The organism is Methylobacterium fujisawaense, from assembly GCF_014138435.1.
Taxonomy (GTDB): domain Bacteria; phylum Pseudomonadota; class Alphaproteobacteria; order Rhizobiales; family Beijerinckiaceae; genus Methylobacterium; species Methylobacterium fujisawaense.
Genome location: NZ_JACJIM010000003.1, coordinates 433713 through 450475 on the forward strand (window position 1 = coordinate 433713; position 16763 = coordinate 450475).

Sequence of the window (16763 nt, forward strand, 5' to 3'; positions counted from 1 at the left end):
AAGGCGTATCGCCGGTGGATGGCGCCCGGATCCGACGCACGCAGCGCGGGTCCGAGCGCCATTGGGAACTCAGTGGCGCGGGCCGCCCGTGGTGTTGCCGAGCTGCTGCTGGTAGCCGGGGCGCGACGGATTGCGGGCATTCGGGTCGCCGTGGCGCATCGTGTTCATGCGCCGCATCCGGCGGTGGTGCCGGGCCGAGTGATGGCGGTGCATGCGGTAATGCCGATGCATCGCAACGGTCTCGACCATATCAGATCCCGTCAGACCGGGCTGCGCCATCGCCGGCGCGGCCTGCGACGCGACGGTTCCGGCCAGAAGGCCACCGAAGACCACACCCGCGGTTAGAAAAGAACGAACAGACATCGTGGAGTAGCTCCGATCAGCTTCTATGAGCCACCAGCTAAGAAACAAGTGATCGTAATGTTCCGGATCACGGCGTTAAAAATAATACCCGTTCTTTGGACGGCGTGCGGACCGATGCGGCGGCCGTCGCGTCTCCGGGCGGGACGGTGCCGGGATCGGCGATACCCGTCCGTGCATTGATTTCGGCTCTCACCTCAGCCCGGGCGGCGGGCGAGAAGCCGTGTTCGCTCGGTGGTTCAGAACACGGGTTCAGCACAGGAAGGTGCGGAGGTCGGCGCTGACCGAAGCGGGTTCCTCATGCGCCAGCCAGTGGCTGGCCTGCGCGTACCATTGGATGCGCCCCGCGTCGCAGAGAGCGAGACTGGCTTCCGCCAAGCCGGATTGCAGCGCGGTGTCCCGTCGCCCCCAGAGGATCAACGCCGGGACGCGGACCCGGGGCGGCCGCGCCCGGGGAAGCCGCACCAGGGCCCGGTACCAGTTCAGCATGCCGGTCATCGCGTCCGGCTGCAGCCACGCCTCGACGTAGCGGTCGAGGTCGGCCTGCGCGAAGGCGCCGGGGCGGCTTGTGGTCGTCAGCGCGCGGCGCAGGGCCCGGCAGCGATCGGCCGTGAGCAGCCGTTCGGGCAGGTGCGGGATCTGGAACAGGCCGACATAGGTGCTGCGCAGCCATTGGCCCGGATGGTGCCGCATGTAGGTGCCGACCACGGCGGGATGCGGCGCGTTGAGGATCGCCAGCCGGTCGATCCGCTCGGGATGGCGGCTCGCCACCCACCACGCGACGAGGCCGCCCCAATCATGTCCGACCAGGCGGACCGTGGGAGCGCCATAGGCGTCAGCCAGGGCCAGAACGTCGCCTGCCAGACGATCCAGGTGATAGGCGGCGATCCCCGCGGGCTTGTCGCTGAGGCCGTAGCCGCGCTGGTCCGGCGCGATCACCCGCAGACCCGCCTCGGCGAGAGGCCCGATCTGATGGCGCCAGCCGAACCAGAATTCGGGAAAACCGTGCAGCAGGATGGTCGGCGGTCCTGTCTCGGGACCCGCCTCGGACACGTTCAGGCCCACCTCCGGCAACTCGACCCGGCGCAACCTCACACCCGCGACGGTCATGTTCTCGTGCGCTCCGTCCTGCCCGCCTTGCCGGCGGCGGGAAACGCCTCCGCGTCCAGATCCGATCCGCTCAGAAGCCGAGCGCGCCGCAGGTTTCCGCCTCAGGCGAGAGCTGGTCGCGCAGGCGCTCCGGCGCAGTCCGGGTCCAGAGGCACAGGAGGACGAAGGCGGCCCCGTGCAGCAGGGCGTGCGGTGCGGAGCGATCGTCCGGAGCGGTCCGGTCCCGCTCGGAACCGGTCACGGTGTCGGTCGGAGGCGTCGCAGTGTGGGGCATGGCTCTGATCTCCAAAGGACATTCTGCAGGAGACATCGTCACCGAATGCCCGGAGTTACAGGGCCGAGGGACCCGCGCGTGCGCCGCCGCACGCGGACATCTCAGCGCACCGGGTCGAGCCAGCGCGCGAGCCTCCCGGTCGCAAGGCCGGCGCGGGTTTCCCGGTAGCCGAGTTCCGCCGATTCGCGGAAGCGCGACCAGGCGCGCAGATCGATGCCGGAGAGCTGGGGCTTGAGCACGGCGGTCGCGTGCGCCGCCGCCATCAGGCTCTGGGCGTCGCTCGACACGGTGGCGGCGCGCAGCAGCAGCGGTGCCAGACCCGGCATCGCCAGCGGCGAGCCGATCAGCTTGCGTACGAGCCGGCCGCTCCAGCCGCGCTGCGGCATGTCCTGGAACGCCCGGTCGGTCCCGACATCGACGGCCAGAACCGGTCCGCGCTCCAGCCCGGCGGCGACATCCGCCGGCAGGTTGTTCATCATGCCGCCATCGACCAGGACGCCCTCGTCGCAGAGCACCGGCGGCAGGAGGCCGGGAATCGCGATGCTGGCCCGCAGGGCTTTCGGCAGGTCGCCCGAGCGATGCACCATGGTGCTGCCGGTGGTCAGGTTCGACGAGACGCAGAAGAACGGCAGCCAGAGATCCTCGATGCACACCCCCCCGTAACGCGCCGCGAGACCGGTATCGACCTTGGCGCCGCGGGTCAGGGCGTGCAGCGGCAGCGTGTAGTCGTTGATCGGATTGCTGGTGGCGAAGAACGCCTCGATCTGCGCCTGGATCTCCGCGACGTTCCAGCCCATGGCGAGGCTCGCCGCGATGATCGCGCCCATGCTGGTCCCGCCGACGAAATCCGGCGTGCAGCCAACCTCGTCGAGGGCCTTCAGCACCCCGAGATGGGCCAGCCCGCGCGCTCCGCCCCCGCCGAGGACGAGACCCCGTGCGGCGCCGCTGGCGAGCCGGGCGAGGCGATGCAGATCGCCCCGATTGCCGTCTCGAAGCTGGATTCGCATCGCGGCAGGCAGGGCGGCGACCTCCGGATGCAGGGGCTTCGGGCGCCGGGCCGCCGGATCCTGGCGGACGACGACATCCATCCGGATCCAATCGGAGCGGACCCGGTCGAGATAGGCTGCCGCGCCGGGCCGCGGCGGCGCGCCGGGCTCGGCCAGGAGCAGGACGTGGTCGCCGCGCCGCTGGCTCTGCCGGCACCAGGGGCAGTCGATGTCGTGCGCTGCGAAGATCGTGCGCGCATGGCCGCCCTCGAAGGCCTGGAACCAGGCCTCGTCGGCCCCCTCCGGCCAGTCGGTGAGACAGCCGGTTGCGCCGGGCAGCAGGGCGTCGAAGGCGCCGGCGAGTTGCCGCGCAACATGGGCCGGATCGGGCCCCTCCGTCACGGCCAGGATCGTGAAGATTCGCGGCGCATGGTGGACCGAATGGCCGTCGTAGATCGCCCGCAGGCGGTCGGCGAGCATCCGGGCGAAGTAGAGGAGCGTGTGCGGATGCTCGGCGATGACCGCCTCGAAGGCATCCCGGGTGAGCCGCAGGAGATGCGAATCGCGCAGGGCCACCACGGTGGCCGCCCGCGGAGCGTCCGACAGCAGGGCCATCTCGCCGAAGGTTTCGGGGGGGCGCAGGCGCGCGATCCGGGTCGGCCGACCGGCGTGGTCGCGGGTGGAGACCCCGACCACGCCGGAGACGAGCGTGTAGAGGGCGTTTCCGGTCTCGCCCTGCTCGAACAGGATCCGGCCACCCGGAACCGCAACCGGCACCATGCGGGCCCGAACGGCCGCGACCGCCGCCGCGTCGAGCCCGGCCAGGAACGGGATCTCGGGGGCGCTCACCCTGCCACCGCCGCGGCGATCGTCTGGCGCAGCCCTGGCGACACACTGAGCCCCATCGTTCCGTCCCCCTCCCCGTCCGGCGCGCGACGCGCCACCATAGAGCAGGCGTCCCGTCGCTACGCACCGTGACCGCGGCGCGCATCTGAAACGCTGATCTCTTCGCGCCGCGCCGGCCATCCGCTACAGGCGGAGCAACGCCGGAACCGGGAGGAACGCATGTCGACGGCTGAGCGAATCGCGATCGTGACCGGGGCTGGGACGGGAGTCGGCAAGGCTGCCGCCCTGGCCCTCGCGGGCGCCGGATGGCGCGTCGTGCTTTCGGGGCGGCGTCGGGAGCCCCTGGACGACGTCGCGGCGCAGATCGGCGACGGGGCTCTCGCGGTGCCCACCGACGTGACCGATCCCGACTCGATCGCCGCCCTGTTCGCCCGCACGCGGGCGGAATTCGGCCGCCTCGACCTGCTGTTCAACAATGCCGGCATCGGCGCCCCGGCGGTTCCGCTGGAGGATCTGCCGCTCGAGACTTGGCGGCAGGTGGTCGATACCAACCTCACCGCCCTGTTCCTGTGCACGCAGCATGCCTTTCGGATCATGCGCGATCAGAATCCCCGGGGCGGCCGGATCATCAACAACGGCTCGATCTCGGCGCACGCGCCCCGGCCGAATTCCATCGCCTACACGGCGACCAAGCACGCCGTGACGGGACTGACCAAGGCGACATCCCTGGATGGGCGCGCCTATGACATCGCCTGCGGACAGATCGACATCGGCAATGCCGACACGCCCATGGGCGGAAAGATGAAAGCCGGTGTCCCGCAGGCGGACGGCTCCCTGCGTGCCGAGGCGGTGATGAATCCCGATCATGTGGGTCAGGCGGTGCTCTCGATGGCGAGCCTGCCGCTGGAGGCCAACGTGCAGTTCATGACGATCATGGCCACCAAGATGCCGTTCGTCGGGCGCGGCTGAGCCGCCCCGGATTCGCGACGGTCGGCCGCCGTCGATGGGCGGCCCCGGTCATGCCGGTGCTGTCCAGGTACGCCTCCTGCGGTGCGTTTGCAGCGCTACGCCCAGAACTGACCGGACATGGTCGCGCCGGTCGCGCCGGTCGCCCCGCGGCCCCATGGTCGAGCCTCGTTCCAGGGGCGGATCGCGATCGCGGCCGCCGGAACGTCGCTGATCACGCGAAGCACGCACAGCGCGTTGCGCATGAAGGCGACCCCTGAATCGATCCGGCGAGCCGGCCGGGCCGATCACGTCGTCGCAATCTTCCCCTGTCCGGTCGGGATGCCGCCCAGCACGGCGACAGCGAAGCGGTGACCCCGACAGGCGACCTCGTCGTGTCCGATGGTCGCCCGATCGTGGCCGAGAGGCGGCCGTCAGCGCCCTGACACTCGACCTGCCGCGCATGGCTCTCGCGCCCGTCAAAGCCACGTATTTTTGACGCGCAAAGCCAGGCGGGCCGATTGACGGCCCAATTCATAACTCATACAAATCAGTCACGAAAAACGGGTTGGATGCAGCCAATTCCATAGGAGAGGAGATAGCGCGTCTCGCGCGCTGACGTCGGCAGTTCCGGGAGGCGACGTTCCGAAGAGCCCGATGTCCAGTTAAAAAGTCTCAATGGGCCCGGAGAATAGATATTTGCAGCCGTTTCTCGCGCCACATGTCGGCTGTATCGCAGTGGATGGCCGGGTGCATCAGCGTTTGTACCAAATAAAACGGGTCGTTGAGTTTGTATTTCGCGATCTCGGCAAAGCGAGATCGTCAATTTGATCGGATAAATATAACGATAAAAAGGGGGAAAATCATGATCGTCAAGCAGTGGATTTCCGGGATCGCCAAGAAGAAATTGCGCTCCGGACCGTCAATCCTGAGTGCTGCGCTTCTGGGGGCGCTCGCCGTGACATCAACACAGGCCGCGGGCAGCGATCCCATCGGTGTCGCCATGCCGACGAAATCCTCCCAGCGCTGGATCGACGACGGCAACAACATCGTCCGATTGCTGAAGGCCAAAGGCTACAAACCCGACCTGCAATACGCGGACGACGACATCCCGACGCAGCTCGCCCAGATCGAGAACATGCTCACCAAGGGGGCAAAGATCTTGGTGGTCGCCTCCATTGACGGCACGACCCTGAGTGATGTCCTGGCCAAGGCGCATGAACGGGGCGTCACGGTCATCGCCTATGACCGGCTGATCAAGGGAACGCCGAACGTTGATTACTATGCGACTTTCGACAACTATAAGGTAGGCGTTCAGCAGGCCACGTCGATTGTCGACGCCCTCGGGCTGAAGGAGGGCAAGGGGCCCTTCAACATCGAGCTGTTCGGCGGTTCGCCCGACGACAATAACGCATACTTTTTCTACGACGGCGCCCTGTCGGTGCTGAAACCCTACCTGGATTCGAAGAAGCTCGTGGTCCGCTCGGGCCAGTTCGGCATGGACAAGGTCTCGATCCTGCGGTGGGATCCTGCGACTGCCCAGGCCCGGATGGATAACCTGCTCTCGGCCTATTACGGCACCGCGCATCTCGATGCCGTGCTGTCGCCCTATGACGGCATCTCCACGGCCATCCTCTCCTCGGTGAAGAGCGTGGGCTACGGGTCCGGCGGTGTGACGTTGCCGGTGGTCAGCGGCCAGGATGCCGAGCTGCAATCGGTCAAGTCGATCATCGCGGGCGAGCAGACGGCCACGATCTTCAAGGACACCCGGGATCTGGCGAAAGTGACGGTGGCGATGATCGACGCCATCGAGGCTGGCCAGCAGCCCGAGGTCAACGACGTGAAGACCTACAACAACGGCAAGAAGATCGTCCCGTCCTACCTGCTGACGCCGGTGATCGTCACCAAGGCCAACTGGAAATCGGCCCTCGTCGATACGGGCTACTACACCCTCGACCAGCTCAAGTGATCGAAGCCTGGCCGGAGCCCGCCGGCTCCGGCGATTCCCATCCTCGCGCCGCACGAGCCGGCGCGGGGGCCGAAGGTGCAGTCCGAGCTGGTAGGCGTCGCATGCAGCCCGTCCTCGAAATGCGGGGAATCTCCAAGACCTTCCCCGGCGTGAAGGCCCTCGACGACGTCAACCTCACCGTCGAGCCCGCCGAGATCCTCGCCCTCGTCGGCGAGAACGGTGCCGGGAAATCGACGCTGATGAAGGTTCTGAGCGGCGTCTATCCCCACGGATCCTACGCGGGCTGCATCACCTATGAGGGCCGGCCCGGCCAGTTCCGGAACATCTCCGACAGCGAGCGCCTCGGAATCGTCATCATCCACCAGGAACTGGCCCTGGTCCCCTATCTGTCGATCGCCGAGAACATCTTCCTCGGCAACGAGCCGGCCCGCTTCGGGATCATCGACCGGGGCCGGGTTTCCGCTCGGGCGCGTGAACTGATGGCGATGGTGGGCCTCGACGAGAGCCCCGACACCCTCGTCACCCATCTCGGTGTCGGCAAGCAGCAACTCGTGGAGATCGCCAAGGCGCTCTCCAAGGAGGTCAAGCTGCTGATCCTCGATGAGCCGACCGCGAGCCTCAGCGAGACGGACAGCGAAGCCCTGCTGCAGCTTCTGCTGCGCTTCAAGGCGCAGGGCATCGCCTCGATCCTGATCTCCCACAAGCTCAACGAGATCGCGAAGGTGGCCGACCGGATTACCGTCCTGCGCGACGGCACCACCGTCGAGACCCTCGACTGCCGCAGCGGCGCGGTCGACGAGGACCGCATCATCCGGGCCATGGTCGGTCGCACCCTGGAGAACCGCTATCCGGTGCGGACGCCGCGAATCGGCGACCTTCTGATGGAGGTCTGCGGCTGGACCGTTCACCACCCGCTTCACGGCGATCGCGCGGTGGTGCGCGACGTCAGCCTGACCCTGCGCAGGGGCGAGATCGTCGGGATCGCCGGCCTGATGGGCGCGGGCCGAACGGAACTCGCCATGAGCCTCTTCGGCCGCTCCTACGGTCAGGGCGTCCGCGGCACCGTCCGGATCGACGGCGCCGAAGTCGACGTCTCGACGATCGACCGGGCGATCGCTGCGGGCATCGCCTATGTGACCGAGGACCGCAAGCAGCTCGGGCTCGTGCTGGGCGAGGACATCGCCCGGAACACGACTTTGGCGAACCTTCCCGGGATCTCGACCGCGACGGTGATCGACGAGGAGGCCGAGCAGCGGGTCGCCGGCGGCTATCGCACCAAGATGCGCATCCGCTCCTTCGGGGTGACGCAGCAGACCGTCAATCTGTCCGGCGGCAACCAGCAGAAGGTCGTGCTGAGCAAGTGGCTGTTCACCCAGCCCAAGGTGCTGATCCTCGACGAGCCGACCCGGGGCATCGATGTCGGCGCCAAGTACGAAATCTACAGCATCATCAACGAACTGGCCGACGACGGGCGCGGTGTCCTGATGATCTCTTCGGAGATGCCGGAGCTGCTCGGCCTCTGCGACCGCATCTACGTCATGAACGAGGGACGCTTCGTCGCCGAGTTCTCGCGCGCCGAGGCCAGCCAGGAAGCGATCATGCGCGCGATCATGCGCTCCAAGGGCCTGAACGGATGACCGACATCACGATGAGCAAGTCCATGCTTCCCGGCGGCGACGTTGGCGGCGACGTTGGCGGCGACACGGCCGCAAGCGAGCCGCGGGGCCGACCCGGCCGGCTGCCGATGGCGCAGTTGCGAACCTACGGGCTGCTCTTCGCGCTGGCGGTGATCACGGTGTTCTTCGAAGTCGCCACCGGCGGCGTCCTGTTCCAGCCGCTGAACCTGACCAACCTCATCCTGCAGAACAGCTACGTCGTCGTGATGGCGCTCGGGATGCTGCTCGTCATCGTGGCCGGCCACATCGATCTGTCGATCGGATCCGTGGTCGGCTTCGTCGGCGCGCTCGCGGCGCTGCTGATGGTCCGCTTCGGTTTCGACCCGCTCTCCGCCTCCCTTCTGTGCCTCGCGGTCGGCGCGGTCATCGGCGGATTGCAGGGCTACTTCGTGGCCTATCTCGCCATACCGAGCTTCATCGTCACCCTGTCCGGAATGATGGTGTTCCGAGGCCTGACCCAGGTGCTGCTGCAGGGCACCTCCATCGGCCCCTTTCCGGAAGTGTTCCAGCTGCTGGCCAAGGGCTTCCTCTCCAACTTCGCCGGACCTGCGACGTCCCTCCTGATCGCGCTTGTCTTCGTCGCCTCGCTGGTCGGTTTGAACTGGCGGCGGCGGCAGGCGCAGGTGAGGACCGGAGAGGCGGCGCAGAGCTTGGCGAGCTTCATCGGCCGCAACGGTGTCACCGCCGTCCTCATCCTTGCCTTCGCGTGGCAGATGAGTGCCTATCGGGGCCTGCCCAACGTCCTGCTCGTCCTGCTGGCGCTGGTGATGCTCTACGGCTTCGTCACCACGCGGACGACGATCGGGCGCCGGATCTATGCGTTGGGCGGCAATATCAAGGCGGCCCGCCTCTCCGGCATCAAGACCGAGCGCCTCACCTTCCTGACCTTTGCCAATATGGGTGCGCTCGCCGGCCTCGCCGGCATGATCTTCGTCGCCCGGCTCAACACCGCGAACTCGAAGGCCGGCGTCGGCTTGGAGCTCGACGTGATCGCGGCTTGCTTCATCGGCGGCGCCTCCGCGGCCGGCGGCATCGGCAAGGTGTCGGGCGTGGTGATCGGCGCGTTCATCATCGGCATCATGAACAACGGCATGTCGATCCTGGGAATCGGCGTCGACTGGCAGCAGGTGATCAAGGGCGTCGTACTGCTCGCCGCCGTGTGCCTGGATGTCCACAACAAGAACAACCGGCTCTGAACAGCCGGTCCGCGCCGCGACAGACCGAGACCGGACCACGTCCGCGCAAGCGGCGATCGGCCCGCGCGGGTTCGCTTCCCCCGGATCCGAATGGAACGGTGCCGATCTGTGCCGATGCGCTGCGGGCGCAAGGCCCGCAGCCCCGCGGGCGCCCATGTCCCGCAGGCCAGCGCCGCCCTGCGGCTCTCGCGGCGGCGCACCGGACCCACGAAGCCGCCGCGCCTGATCCGGGCGGCTTCACCCGTCCGGCCTTCCTCCGCCCCCCACCGGATCGACGCCGATAGGGGACGGCACTGCCGAAACGCTCAGGTCTTGCGCGCCACCGTGAAGCGGGCGGCGTCACGCAGGATGCGCGCGCCCTCGCCCCAGGACGAGACCGCGTCCTCGCAGACGCCGACGAGGCGGTCGCATTCGGCGCGCGCGCCGTCGATGCCGAGACGATCGACCAGCGTCGCCTTGCCGGCATCCTTGTCCTTGCCGGTGGCCTTGCCCATGGCCTCCGGCGAGGCCTCCCGGTCGAGGATGTCGTCGGCGATCTGGAAGGCCTGGCCCAGGGCGAGGCCGTAGCGCAGCAGGGCGGCCCGCTGGCTCTCGTCGGCGCCCCCGACGATTGCGCCGGCCTCGACCGAGAAGGCCAGGATCGCCCCGGTCTTCATCGCCTGCATCCGCAGGGTGTCGTCCACGTCCATGTTGGCAACGCCGAACCGGCCCTCGGCGGTGAGGTCGAGAAGCTGGCCGCCGACCATGCCGCCCAGGCCCGAGGCACGGGCAAGGCCGAGGACGAGGTCGGCGCGGATCCGCGCCTCCGGCTGCCAGGTCGGATCGGCCACGATCTCGAAGGCCAAAGTCTGCAGGGCGTCGCCGACCAGGATGGCGGTGGCTTCGTCATAGGCCTTGTGCACCGTCGGTTTGCCGCGGCGCATGTCGTCATCGTCCATAGCCGGCAGATCGTCGTGGACGAGACTGTAGCAATGGATCAGCTCGACCCCCGCCCCGGCGGCGAGGGCCGCAGCTTCGGATCCGCCCAGCATCCGCGCCGTCTCGATGGCGAGGAACGGCCGCAGCCTCTTGCCGCCGCCGAGCACCGCGTGGCGCATGGCCTCCATCAGGCGGGACGGCCGTGCGATCTCGCCGGGGCCGACGTCCGGTCCGAGGCGCTCGACCAGGAAGGTCTCGACCTTCCCGGCGACCTCCGTCAACCTGTGGGTAAAATCGACGGCTGGCGTGCCTGCCTTGACCGAACCGGTCGGTGCCTGCGTTGAGGGGGTCGGGGTCATCGGGCGCTACGTCCGGTCCTGGCCTTAGAAACCAATCGAGCGTCAGTTGAGCGGGAACGAACTCACGGTGGATGGGGCGGGACGCAGGCGAGAGACGGCAGGTCGTGACCTTCCGCTCGCGCGCCCGCGGCGCTCCCGCCCGGTCCGCCGGATCGTCGGGATGCTGCTCCTGCTCCCCGCGATCGGATTCGTCCTCACGCTGACGTTGGCGCTCGTCTATAGCGCGGTGATGCCGCCGTCGACCCTGATGCTCGGGCGGTGGTTGACGCTTCAACCGGTGAGCCGCGATCCGGTCCCGCTCTCGGGCATCGCGCCCGTCCTGCCGCTGGCGGTGATCGCCTCCGAGGATCAGCGCTTCTGCCTCGATCACGGCGTCGATTTCGGCGCGATCCGCGACGTGGTCGACGATGAGGATTCGCCGAGCCGCGGCGCCTCGACCATCGCCATGCAGACGGTCAAAAACGTCTTCCTGTGGCCGGGCCGGTCCTACATCCGCAAGGCGGTCGAGATCCCGCTGGCGCTGGCGCTCGACACGCTCTGGGGCAAGCGCCGGATGATGGAGATCTACCTCAACGTCGCCGAGTGGGGCGACGGTATCTACGGGGCGCAGGCGGCGAGCCGGCACTGGTTCGGCAAGGACGCGAGCCGGCTGACCCGGAACGAGGCCGCCCTCCTCGCCGCCGTCCTGCCCAATCCGATCACCCGCAGCGCCGGTCGCCCCTCTCCAGGCGTGCGCCGCCGCGCAGCGCGGATCCAGGCCATGATGGGTCAGATCGATGGGCTCACCGGCTGCGTGCGGCGGTAGCGGCCCGGTCCCGGTCAGGGGCGCGATCGTCGGCTGTCCCGGGGCCGCCGCTGACGGGACGGATGCCTGGCCAACAGCGGGTGAGCTTCAGTCGTGCGGATCCGGCTGAGTCCAGAGCCCCGGACCGAGCGTTGCGGCATCGTCCGTGCCGTGCGCCCGGACAGCCGCGCCGTCCGCAATCGGCGCGAGTCCGCAATCCGGTCTTCAGCGGCGGCGGATCGAACCATAGCCGATCCCGCTTTCAATCCGGGCGCGCTGCGTGCCCGTCTGAAGTCCGAAGGGTTCGCGCCGGGCGCGTCACTTTGTGTAAAGTACGCGTTGCGGGGCGTGCCGCCCCGCTGCAGCTCGGCGCGAACGTGTCCACAATCGGCCGCTGCCTTGTCGGCGAAGGGCGCTGCCTCGCGCCGCGCAACGAAATGCGTGATCGCCGTCCGACGCTCAGCTTGGCGTGAGAATTTCCCGCGTCGTACGGGTACTTCCCCGGCGTAAGCTCAAGATAAGGAATTGCTACGCCATTATATTGAGTTGATATTATGCGGCGAGCAATATGACATTGCGGCTTTAATGCAAATATTTGTATCGTAAATATCCCAAAAATCAGAAAATCTTATGCCAATCCGTGGGCAGGTTCTCGCGTTCTGTAATCGATTCGTCGCCGGCGCGCGGCTCATACCGAAACAGATCTTTCCACTGGTGCCCCTCCGGCACAATCGCCCGCGAACGCCCGATCTCCACGATATCGGCTGGATGGACGTCGGCCGGAACTGTGCCCGCTTTCACGAGGCGAACGGCGTGGCTGCGATCGCTGGTGAGGACCGTTGAGCGGATCATACGCGGAGCCGCCTTCGCAGAGTTGGGAGAGCCGCTTGGTACATCCCTCGGCCGGGCCTGCTCACTCAAAGAGCATCGGGGTCGGCAGCGGTAGCAACGGCCGAATCCGGTCTGTAAGAGGAGCGTCACCCCCTGAGGACGCGGACCCACACACGATGAGCGATGCCGTCTACGACCTGAGCCTGGAGCGCATCGCCCTGATCCGCCGGATGGTCGTTGCCTGGGATGGCGCCGAGCCCGGGGCGCCGACCGTTCACCCGGCGGCGCCCTATGGCAGCCTGGATCGCGACGGCGACATCGCCAACATCACCGGGGACGACGAGGGCGCCGAGGAGGAGCACCGGTCGCTCGAGGACGGCCTCGCCGTCTTCGTTCAGAACGCGCAGCTGAAGCCGGGTCGATACCAGTACCACAATGGCTTGGCGAAGCTCGATCCGGGCGCGGTCGGCGACGTTTTCCGGGATGCGGCGACCGGCGAGACGCCGGACGTCATCATCTTCGCGGTGACTCCGGAGCACCTTGCCTTGATCCCACGGCTCAACGTCGGCTGGAACGCGGCGCAGGGTGTTCCGCACGTCGACCCGCAGCGGCCCTACGGCGAAGACGCCTCCTACACCGCCGCCATGACACGCCATCTCGCCGCGGTGGCCGGGGCGGCCGCGAACGACGACGACGATTCGGAGGCGCGGCTGGTGCGCCTCCATCGCGAGCTGCAGCCGGCCCTGCAGATCTTCCTGCGCTACGCCGATCTCGGGCCCGGCGCCTTCCGGCGGTCGGCTGCGGGCTGGCAGCCCGCCTGACGCGCTGCGGCGTCGGCGGGCCCCGGCGAGCCTCAGCCCTCGCGCTTCTTGCGCTGTGCCAGGGTGCGCAGCCGGAGCGCGTTGAGCTTGATGAAGCCCGCCGCGTCGCGGTGGTCGTAGGCGACGGCGCCTTCCTCGAAGGTCACCAGATCCTGGTCGTAGAGCGAGTGCGGGCTCTCGCGGCCGATCACGTGGACGCCGCCCTTGTAGAGCTTCAGCCGCACCGTACCGGTGACCTTCTCCTGGCTCTTGTCGATCAGCGCCTGGAGCATCTCGCGCTCCGGCGAGAACCAGAAGCCGTTGTAGATCAGCTCCGCGTATTGCGGCATGAGCTGGTCCTTCAGGTGCGCGGCGCCGCGATCGAGGGTGATCGATTCGATGGCGCGGTGCGCCGGCAGCAGGATCGTACCGCCCGGTGTCTCGTACATGCCGCGGCTCTTCATGCCGACGAAGCGGTTCTCGACGAGGTCGAGCCGGCCGATGCCGTTGGCGCGGCCGAGTTCGTTGAGCTTCGCCAGCAGGTTCGCGGGCGACAGCGCCTCCCCGTCGATCGAGACCGCGTCGCCGCGCTCGAAGCCGATCGTGACGACGGTCGGCTGGTCGGGGGCCTCCTCGGGGGAGAGAGTGCGCGAGTAGACGTAGTCCGGCACCTCGATCGCCGGATCCTCCAGCACCTTGCCTTCGGATGAGGCGTGCAGGAGGTTCGCGTCCACCGAGAAGGGGCTCTCGCCGCGCTTGTCCTTGGCAATCGGGATCTGGTGCTGCTCGGCGAAAGCGATGAGCTGCTCACGGGAGCGCAGGTCCCACTCGCGCCAGGGCGCGATGACCGTGACATCCGGCTTCAGGGCGTAATAGCCGAGTTCGAAGCGGACCTGATCGTTCCCCTTCCCGGTCGCTCCGTGGCAGACCGCGTCGGCCCCGACCCTCTCGGCGATCTCGATCTGCTTCTTGGCGATCAGCGGCCGGGCGATCGAAGTGCCGAGGAGGTAGACGCCCTCGTAGACGGCGTTCGCCCGGAACATCGGGAAGACGTAATCGCGGACGAACTCCTCGCGCAGATCCTCGATGAAGATGTTCTCGGGCTTGATGCCCAGCAGCTCCGCCTTGCGGCGGGCCGGCTCCAGCTCCTCCCCCTGGCCGAGATCGGCCGTGAAGGTCACGACCTCGCAGCCGTAGGTGGTCTGCAGCCACTTCAGGATGATCGATGTGTCGAGGCCGCCGGAATAGGCCAGCACGACCTTCTTCACGGGGCTCTTCGCGGGAACGGACATGCGACTTCCGGAACTGAGGCGGGGCGTCAGCGGCTTATCGCGGGTGTCACCGGCCTGCAACCGGCGCGCCGTCTCGCGCGTAGCTCTGATGGCGAGAGATCGGCCGCGTTTCGCCTCACGGTGGCCTTGCGGCCGTGCGAGAAATGGCGCGGGCGTTGCCAGTCGTCATCGCCGCAAGAGTGCATCGGAGAAGCGAAGTCTATGGCGCGCCAGCCAATTTTGGAGTTCTGGTACGAATTCGCCTCCACCTACTCCTACCTCGCCGCGATGCGCGTCGAGGCGGCGGCGTCCGAGGCGGGCGTGGCGATCCGGTGGCGCCCGTTCCTGGTCGGGCCGCTCTTCGCGGCGCAGGGCTGGACGACCTCGCCCTTCAATCTCTACCCGGCCAAGGGCAAGAATATGTGGCGGGACGTCGAGCGCGAGGCTGCACGGCTCGGCCTGCCGCCAGTGACGCGCCCCGCGCAGTTTCCGCAGAACAGCCTCAGTGCCGTGCGGGTGGCGATCCTGGGCCAGGACCAGGACTGGCTCGTGCCGTTCTCGAAGGCGGTGTTCACCGCGAGTTTCGCCGAGGGCCGCTCGATCGCGGAGCCCGCGGCCGTGGCCCAGATCGTCGATTCGCTCGGGCTCGACGGGACCCAGACCGTGCGCGCCGCTGCCGCGGAGGCCAACAAGACGAAGCTGCGGGTCAGCGTCGAGGAGGCGCGGTCCCGTGGGATCTACGGGGCGCCCACGTTCCTGGCCGATGATGGCGAGTTGTTCTGGGGCAATGACCGCCTGGAGCAGGCGCTGGCCTGGGCGACCGGCGACCGGCCGAAGGGGCTGCGGTAGCGCCACCGTCACGCCGATACGCCATCAAACCGACTCGCCTCCCTGGTTCTGGTCCGGCTCCGCTTCGGCGCGACCGGAGCGGGACCCCGATGCCCTGGACGTGTCCCATGCCTGTTTCCCGTCGCCTGATCCTCGCCGCCGCCGGCATCCTGCTGGGTTCGGGTTTCGGGCGGGCGGCTGCGCAATCCTATGGCCAGCGCGTCGCAGTCACGGGCGATGACGGCAAGGCAGTGGCGAACTCGATCCTGCCGGGCGAGATCACCGGGCAGATTCCGGCCTTGCGCGGGGTCACCTATGTCGGACCGCGGGACGCCGCGACCACGCTCTACGAATTCTTCGACTTCAACTGCCCGTATTGCCGGAAGGCCGCCGCCGACGTGGTCGCCCTGCATGCCGGCGATGCGGACCTGCGCATCGGGCTTGTCCACAACCCGATCCTGTCGCCGCAATCGGCTCAGGCCGCCAAGGTGATGCTGGCCGTGCAGCGCAAGCTCGGCTCGGACGCCGCCTGGCGCTTCTATCAGACGCTGCTCGGCAAGCCCGGCCGCATCGACGGGCCCGGGGCGCTCGCCGCCGCGGCCGCGCTGGGGATCCCGCAGGCGGACGTCGAGGCGATCGCCGACAGCGAGGAGGTGCGCGCGGCGCTCAAGAGCCAGATGCGCATGGCGGCGGATCTCGGCCTCTACGCGACGCCCTCCTACGTGCTCGGTAACAACGGCATCCTGGGCCATCCGGGCGCGCGCGCCATGGCGCAGATGATCGCGAGCGTCCGGCGCTGCGACCGGCTTGCCTGCTGAGGCAGCTCCGGCGTCACACTTCCGCCGTCGTCACGCGCTGCGCGGTGCGCCTGCCGTGTTGCGTGCGGCCATGCTGGCATGCTAGGCGGTCGCCGCGCCGCGAGGACAGGTCTTGACCCTGTCCGTTGCCGGCACGATCCCACGTCCCGAACGGTCACGCACCGCGCTCCTGCCGGAGCGCGCGGAGCGGGCGGGCAACCAGAGAAGAGAGCGACGGGTGGCGCAGAACGGTTCCGAGGCTGGTCCCCTGGTCGCAGGCGTGGCGGGCCGGTACGCTTCCGCCCTGTTCGAGCTCGCGCGCGACGAGCGCCAGGTCGACGCGGTCGCCCAATCCCTCAACCAATTCGACACGCTGCTGAAGGAGAGCGCGGATCTCCGCCGCCTCATCCGCAGCCCGGTCTTCAGCGCCGAGGAGCAGGCAGCCGCCATCGGCGCCGTGCTCGACAAGGCGGAAATCGGCGGTCTCGCCGGCAACTTCATCCGCCTCGCGGCCGCGAACCGGCGGCTCTTCGCCCTCCCGGACATGATCAGCGCCTTCCGGAGTCTGGTTCAGGATTCGAAGGGGATCGTCCGTGCCCAGGTGCGGGTGGCCGAGAAGCCCTCCGACGCGGTGATCGAGGAGATCAAGGCGTCGCTGCGCGACATCGCGAAGGCCGAAGTCGACGTCGATCTCGTGGTCGATCCCAGCCTGATCGGCGGCCTCGTCGTGAAGATGGGCTCGCGCATGGTCGACGCGTCCCTCAAGACCAAGCTCAACGGTATCCGCCTCGCGATGCGGGCCGCGCGCTAAGC

General features: G+C 68.1%; 17 protein-coding genes. 9 read left to right on the plus strand and 8 right to left on the minus strand.

The window, feature by feature from the left end; translation table 11 throughout:
- Nucleotides 1–69: 69 nt before the first annotated feature.
- The 4 genes from GGQ91_RS28590 to GGQ91_RS11185 all read right to left on the minus strand — a co-directional run bounded on the left by GGQ91_RS28590 (nucleotide 70) and on the right by GGQ91_RS11185 (nucleotide 3579).
- Complete coding sequence (locus GGQ91_RS28590; RefSeq protein WP_374701376.1) at nucleotides 70–249, minus strand: hypothetical protein; 180 nt, start codon at nucleotides 247–249, stop codon at nucleotides 70–72.
- A 363-nt stretch (nucleotides 250–612) separates the two neighbouring features.
- Nucleotides 613–1470 (minus strand): alpha/beta fold hydrolase, encoded by an 858-nt coding sequence (locus tag GGQ91_RS11175; RefSeq protein WP_182591960.1) that lies wholly within the window; start codon nucleotides 1468–1470, stop codon nucleotides 613–615.
- Between the two features lie 70 nt (nucleotides 1471–1540).
- Nucleotides 1541–1744 (minus strand): hypothetical protein, encoded by a 204-nt coding sequence (locus GGQ91_RS11180; RefSeq protein ID WP_043356522.1) that lies wholly within the window; start codon nucleotides 1742–1744, stop codon nucleotides 1541–1543.
- Nucleotides 1745–1845: 101 nt separating this feature from the next.
- On the minus strand, nucleotides 1846–3579 hold the full coding sequence (locus tag GGQ91_RS11185) for a patatin-like phospholipase family protein (RefSeq protein ID WP_182591961.1): 1734 nt from the start codon (nucleotides 3577–3579) through the stop codon (nucleotides 1846–1848).
- 216 nt (nucleotides 3580–3795) lie between these two features.
- On the opposite strand from GGQ91_RS11185, the gene GGQ91_RS11190 reads away from it, so the two are divergent.
- Nucleotides 3796–4545: an SDR family oxidoreductase gene (locus GGQ91_RS11190; RefSeq protein ID WP_182591962.1), complete on the plus strand. Its 750-nt coding sequence runs from the start codon at nucleotides 3796–3798 to the stop codon at nucleotides 4543–4545.
- Nucleotides 4546–4640: 95 nt separating this feature from the next.
- On the opposite strand, the gene GGQ91_RS11195 is transcribed toward GGQ91_RS11190, so the two are convergent.
- Nucleotides 4641–4787, minus strand: a complete 147-nt coding sequence (locus tag GGQ91_RS11195) for a hypothetical protein (RefSeq protein ID WP_182591963.1) — start codon at nucleotides 4785–4787, stop codon at nucleotides 4641–4643.
- A 641-nt stretch (nucleotides 4788–5428) separates the two neighbouring features.
- Between GGQ91_RS11195 and chvE the strand changes: the two genes are divergently transcribed.
- The 3 genes from chvE (at nucleotide 5429) to mmsB (ending at nucleotide 9362) form a co-directional block, all read left to right on the plus strand.
- Nucleotides 5429–6490, plus strand: coding sequence for a multiple monosaccharide ABC transporter substrate-binding protein (gene chvE / locus GGQ91_RS11200; protein WP_182592135.1), 1062 nt, complete (start codon nucleotides 5429–5431; stop codon nucleotides 6488–6490).
- A gap of 101 nt (nucleotides 6491–6591) precedes the next feature.
- Nucleotides 6592–8127 (plus strand): multiple monosaccharide ABC transporter ATP-binding protein, encoded by a 1536-nt coding sequence (mmsA, locus tag GGQ91_RS11205; RefSeq protein ID WP_182591964.1) that lies wholly within the window; start codon nucleotides 6592–6594, stop codon nucleotides 8125–8127.
- Between the two features lie 107 nt (nucleotides 8128–8234).
- Entirely contained in the window at nucleotides 8235–9362 is a 1128-nt protein-coding gene (gene mmsB / locus GGQ91_RS11210; protein WP_236962144.1) for a multiple monosaccharide ABC transporter permease, read from the plus strand.
- Nucleotides 9363–9667: 305 nt separating this feature from the next.
- On the opposite strand, the gene GGQ91_RS11215 is transcribed toward mmsB, so the two are convergent.
- Nucleotides 9668–10639, minus strand: coding sequence for a polyprenyl synthetase family protein (locus GGQ91_RS11215; protein ID WP_043356504.1), 972 nt, complete (start codon nucleotides 10637–10639; stop codon nucleotides 9668–9670).
- Nucleotides 10640–10799: 160 nt separating this feature from the next.
- Here GGQ91_RS11215 and mtgA point away from each other — a divergent pair, with 160 nt between their 5' ends.
- The gene (gene mtgA / locus GGQ91_RS11220) at nucleotides 10800–11444 is read left to right on the plus strand and encodes a monofunctional biosynthetic peptidoglycan transglycosylase (RefSeq protein ID WP_043356502.1); all 645 of its coding nucleotides are present in this window, start codon (nucleotides 10800–10802) and stop codon (nucleotides 11442–11444) included.
- Nucleotides 11445–12041: 597 nt separating this feature from the next.
- Here the strand turns inward: mtgA and GGQ91_RS11225 are convergent.
- Nucleotides 12042–12275 carry a hypothetical protein gene (locus tag GGQ91_RS11225; protein WP_075379630.1) on the minus strand — a complete coding sequence of 78 codons (234 nt, stop codon included), beginning with the start codon at nucleotides 12273–12275 and terminating at the stop codon, nucleotides 12042–12044.
- 155 nt (nucleotides 12276–12430) lie between these two features.
- Here GGQ91_RS11225 and GGQ91_RS11230 point away from each other — a divergent pair, with 155 nt between their 5' ends.
- Nucleotides 12431–13075 (plus strand): hypothetical protein, encoded by a 645-nt coding sequence (locus GGQ91_RS11230; RefSeq protein WP_182591966.1) that lies wholly within the window; start codon nucleotides 12431–12433, stop codon nucleotides 13073–13075.
- 32 nt (nucleotides 13076–13107) lie between these two features.
- Here the strand turns inward: GGQ91_RS11230 and GGQ91_RS11235 are convergent, their stop codons facing one another.
- The gene (locus GGQ91_RS11235) at nucleotides 13108–14346 is read right to left on the minus strand and encodes an argininosuccinate synthase (protein WP_043356498.1); all 1239 of its coding nucleotides are present in this window, start codon (nucleotides 14344–14346) and stop codon (nucleotides 13108–13110) included.
- 201 nt (nucleotides 14347–14547) lie between these two features.
- On the opposite strand from GGQ91_RS11235, the gene GGQ91_RS11240 reads away from it, so the two are divergent.
- The 3 genes from GGQ91_RS11240 to GGQ91_RS11250 all read left to right on the plus strand — a co-directional run bounded on the left by GGQ91_RS11240 (nucleotide 14548) and on the right by GGQ91_RS11250 (nucleotide 16761).
- Nucleotides 14548–15174, plus strand: coding sequence for a 2-hydroxychromene-2-carboxylate isomerase (locus tag GGQ91_RS11240; RefSeq protein ID WP_043383327.1), 627 nt, complete (start codon nucleotides 14548–14550; stop codon nucleotides 15172–15174).
- 107 nt (nucleotides 15175–15281) lie between these two features.
- The gene (locus tag GGQ91_RS11245) at nucleotides 15282–15971 is read left to right on the plus strand and encodes a DsbA family protein (protein WP_053609995.1); all 690 of its coding nucleotides are present in this window, start codon (nucleotides 15282–15284) and stop codon (nucleotides 15969–15971) included.
- A 217-nt stretch (nucleotides 15972–16188) separates the two neighbouring features.
- A complete protein-coding gene (locus GGQ91_RS11250; protein ID WP_043755699.1) occupies nucleotides 16189–16761 on the plus strand; it encodes a F0F1 ATP synthase subunit delta in 573 nt (190 codons plus the stop codon).
- Nucleotides 16762–16763 lie beyond the last annotated feature (2 nt).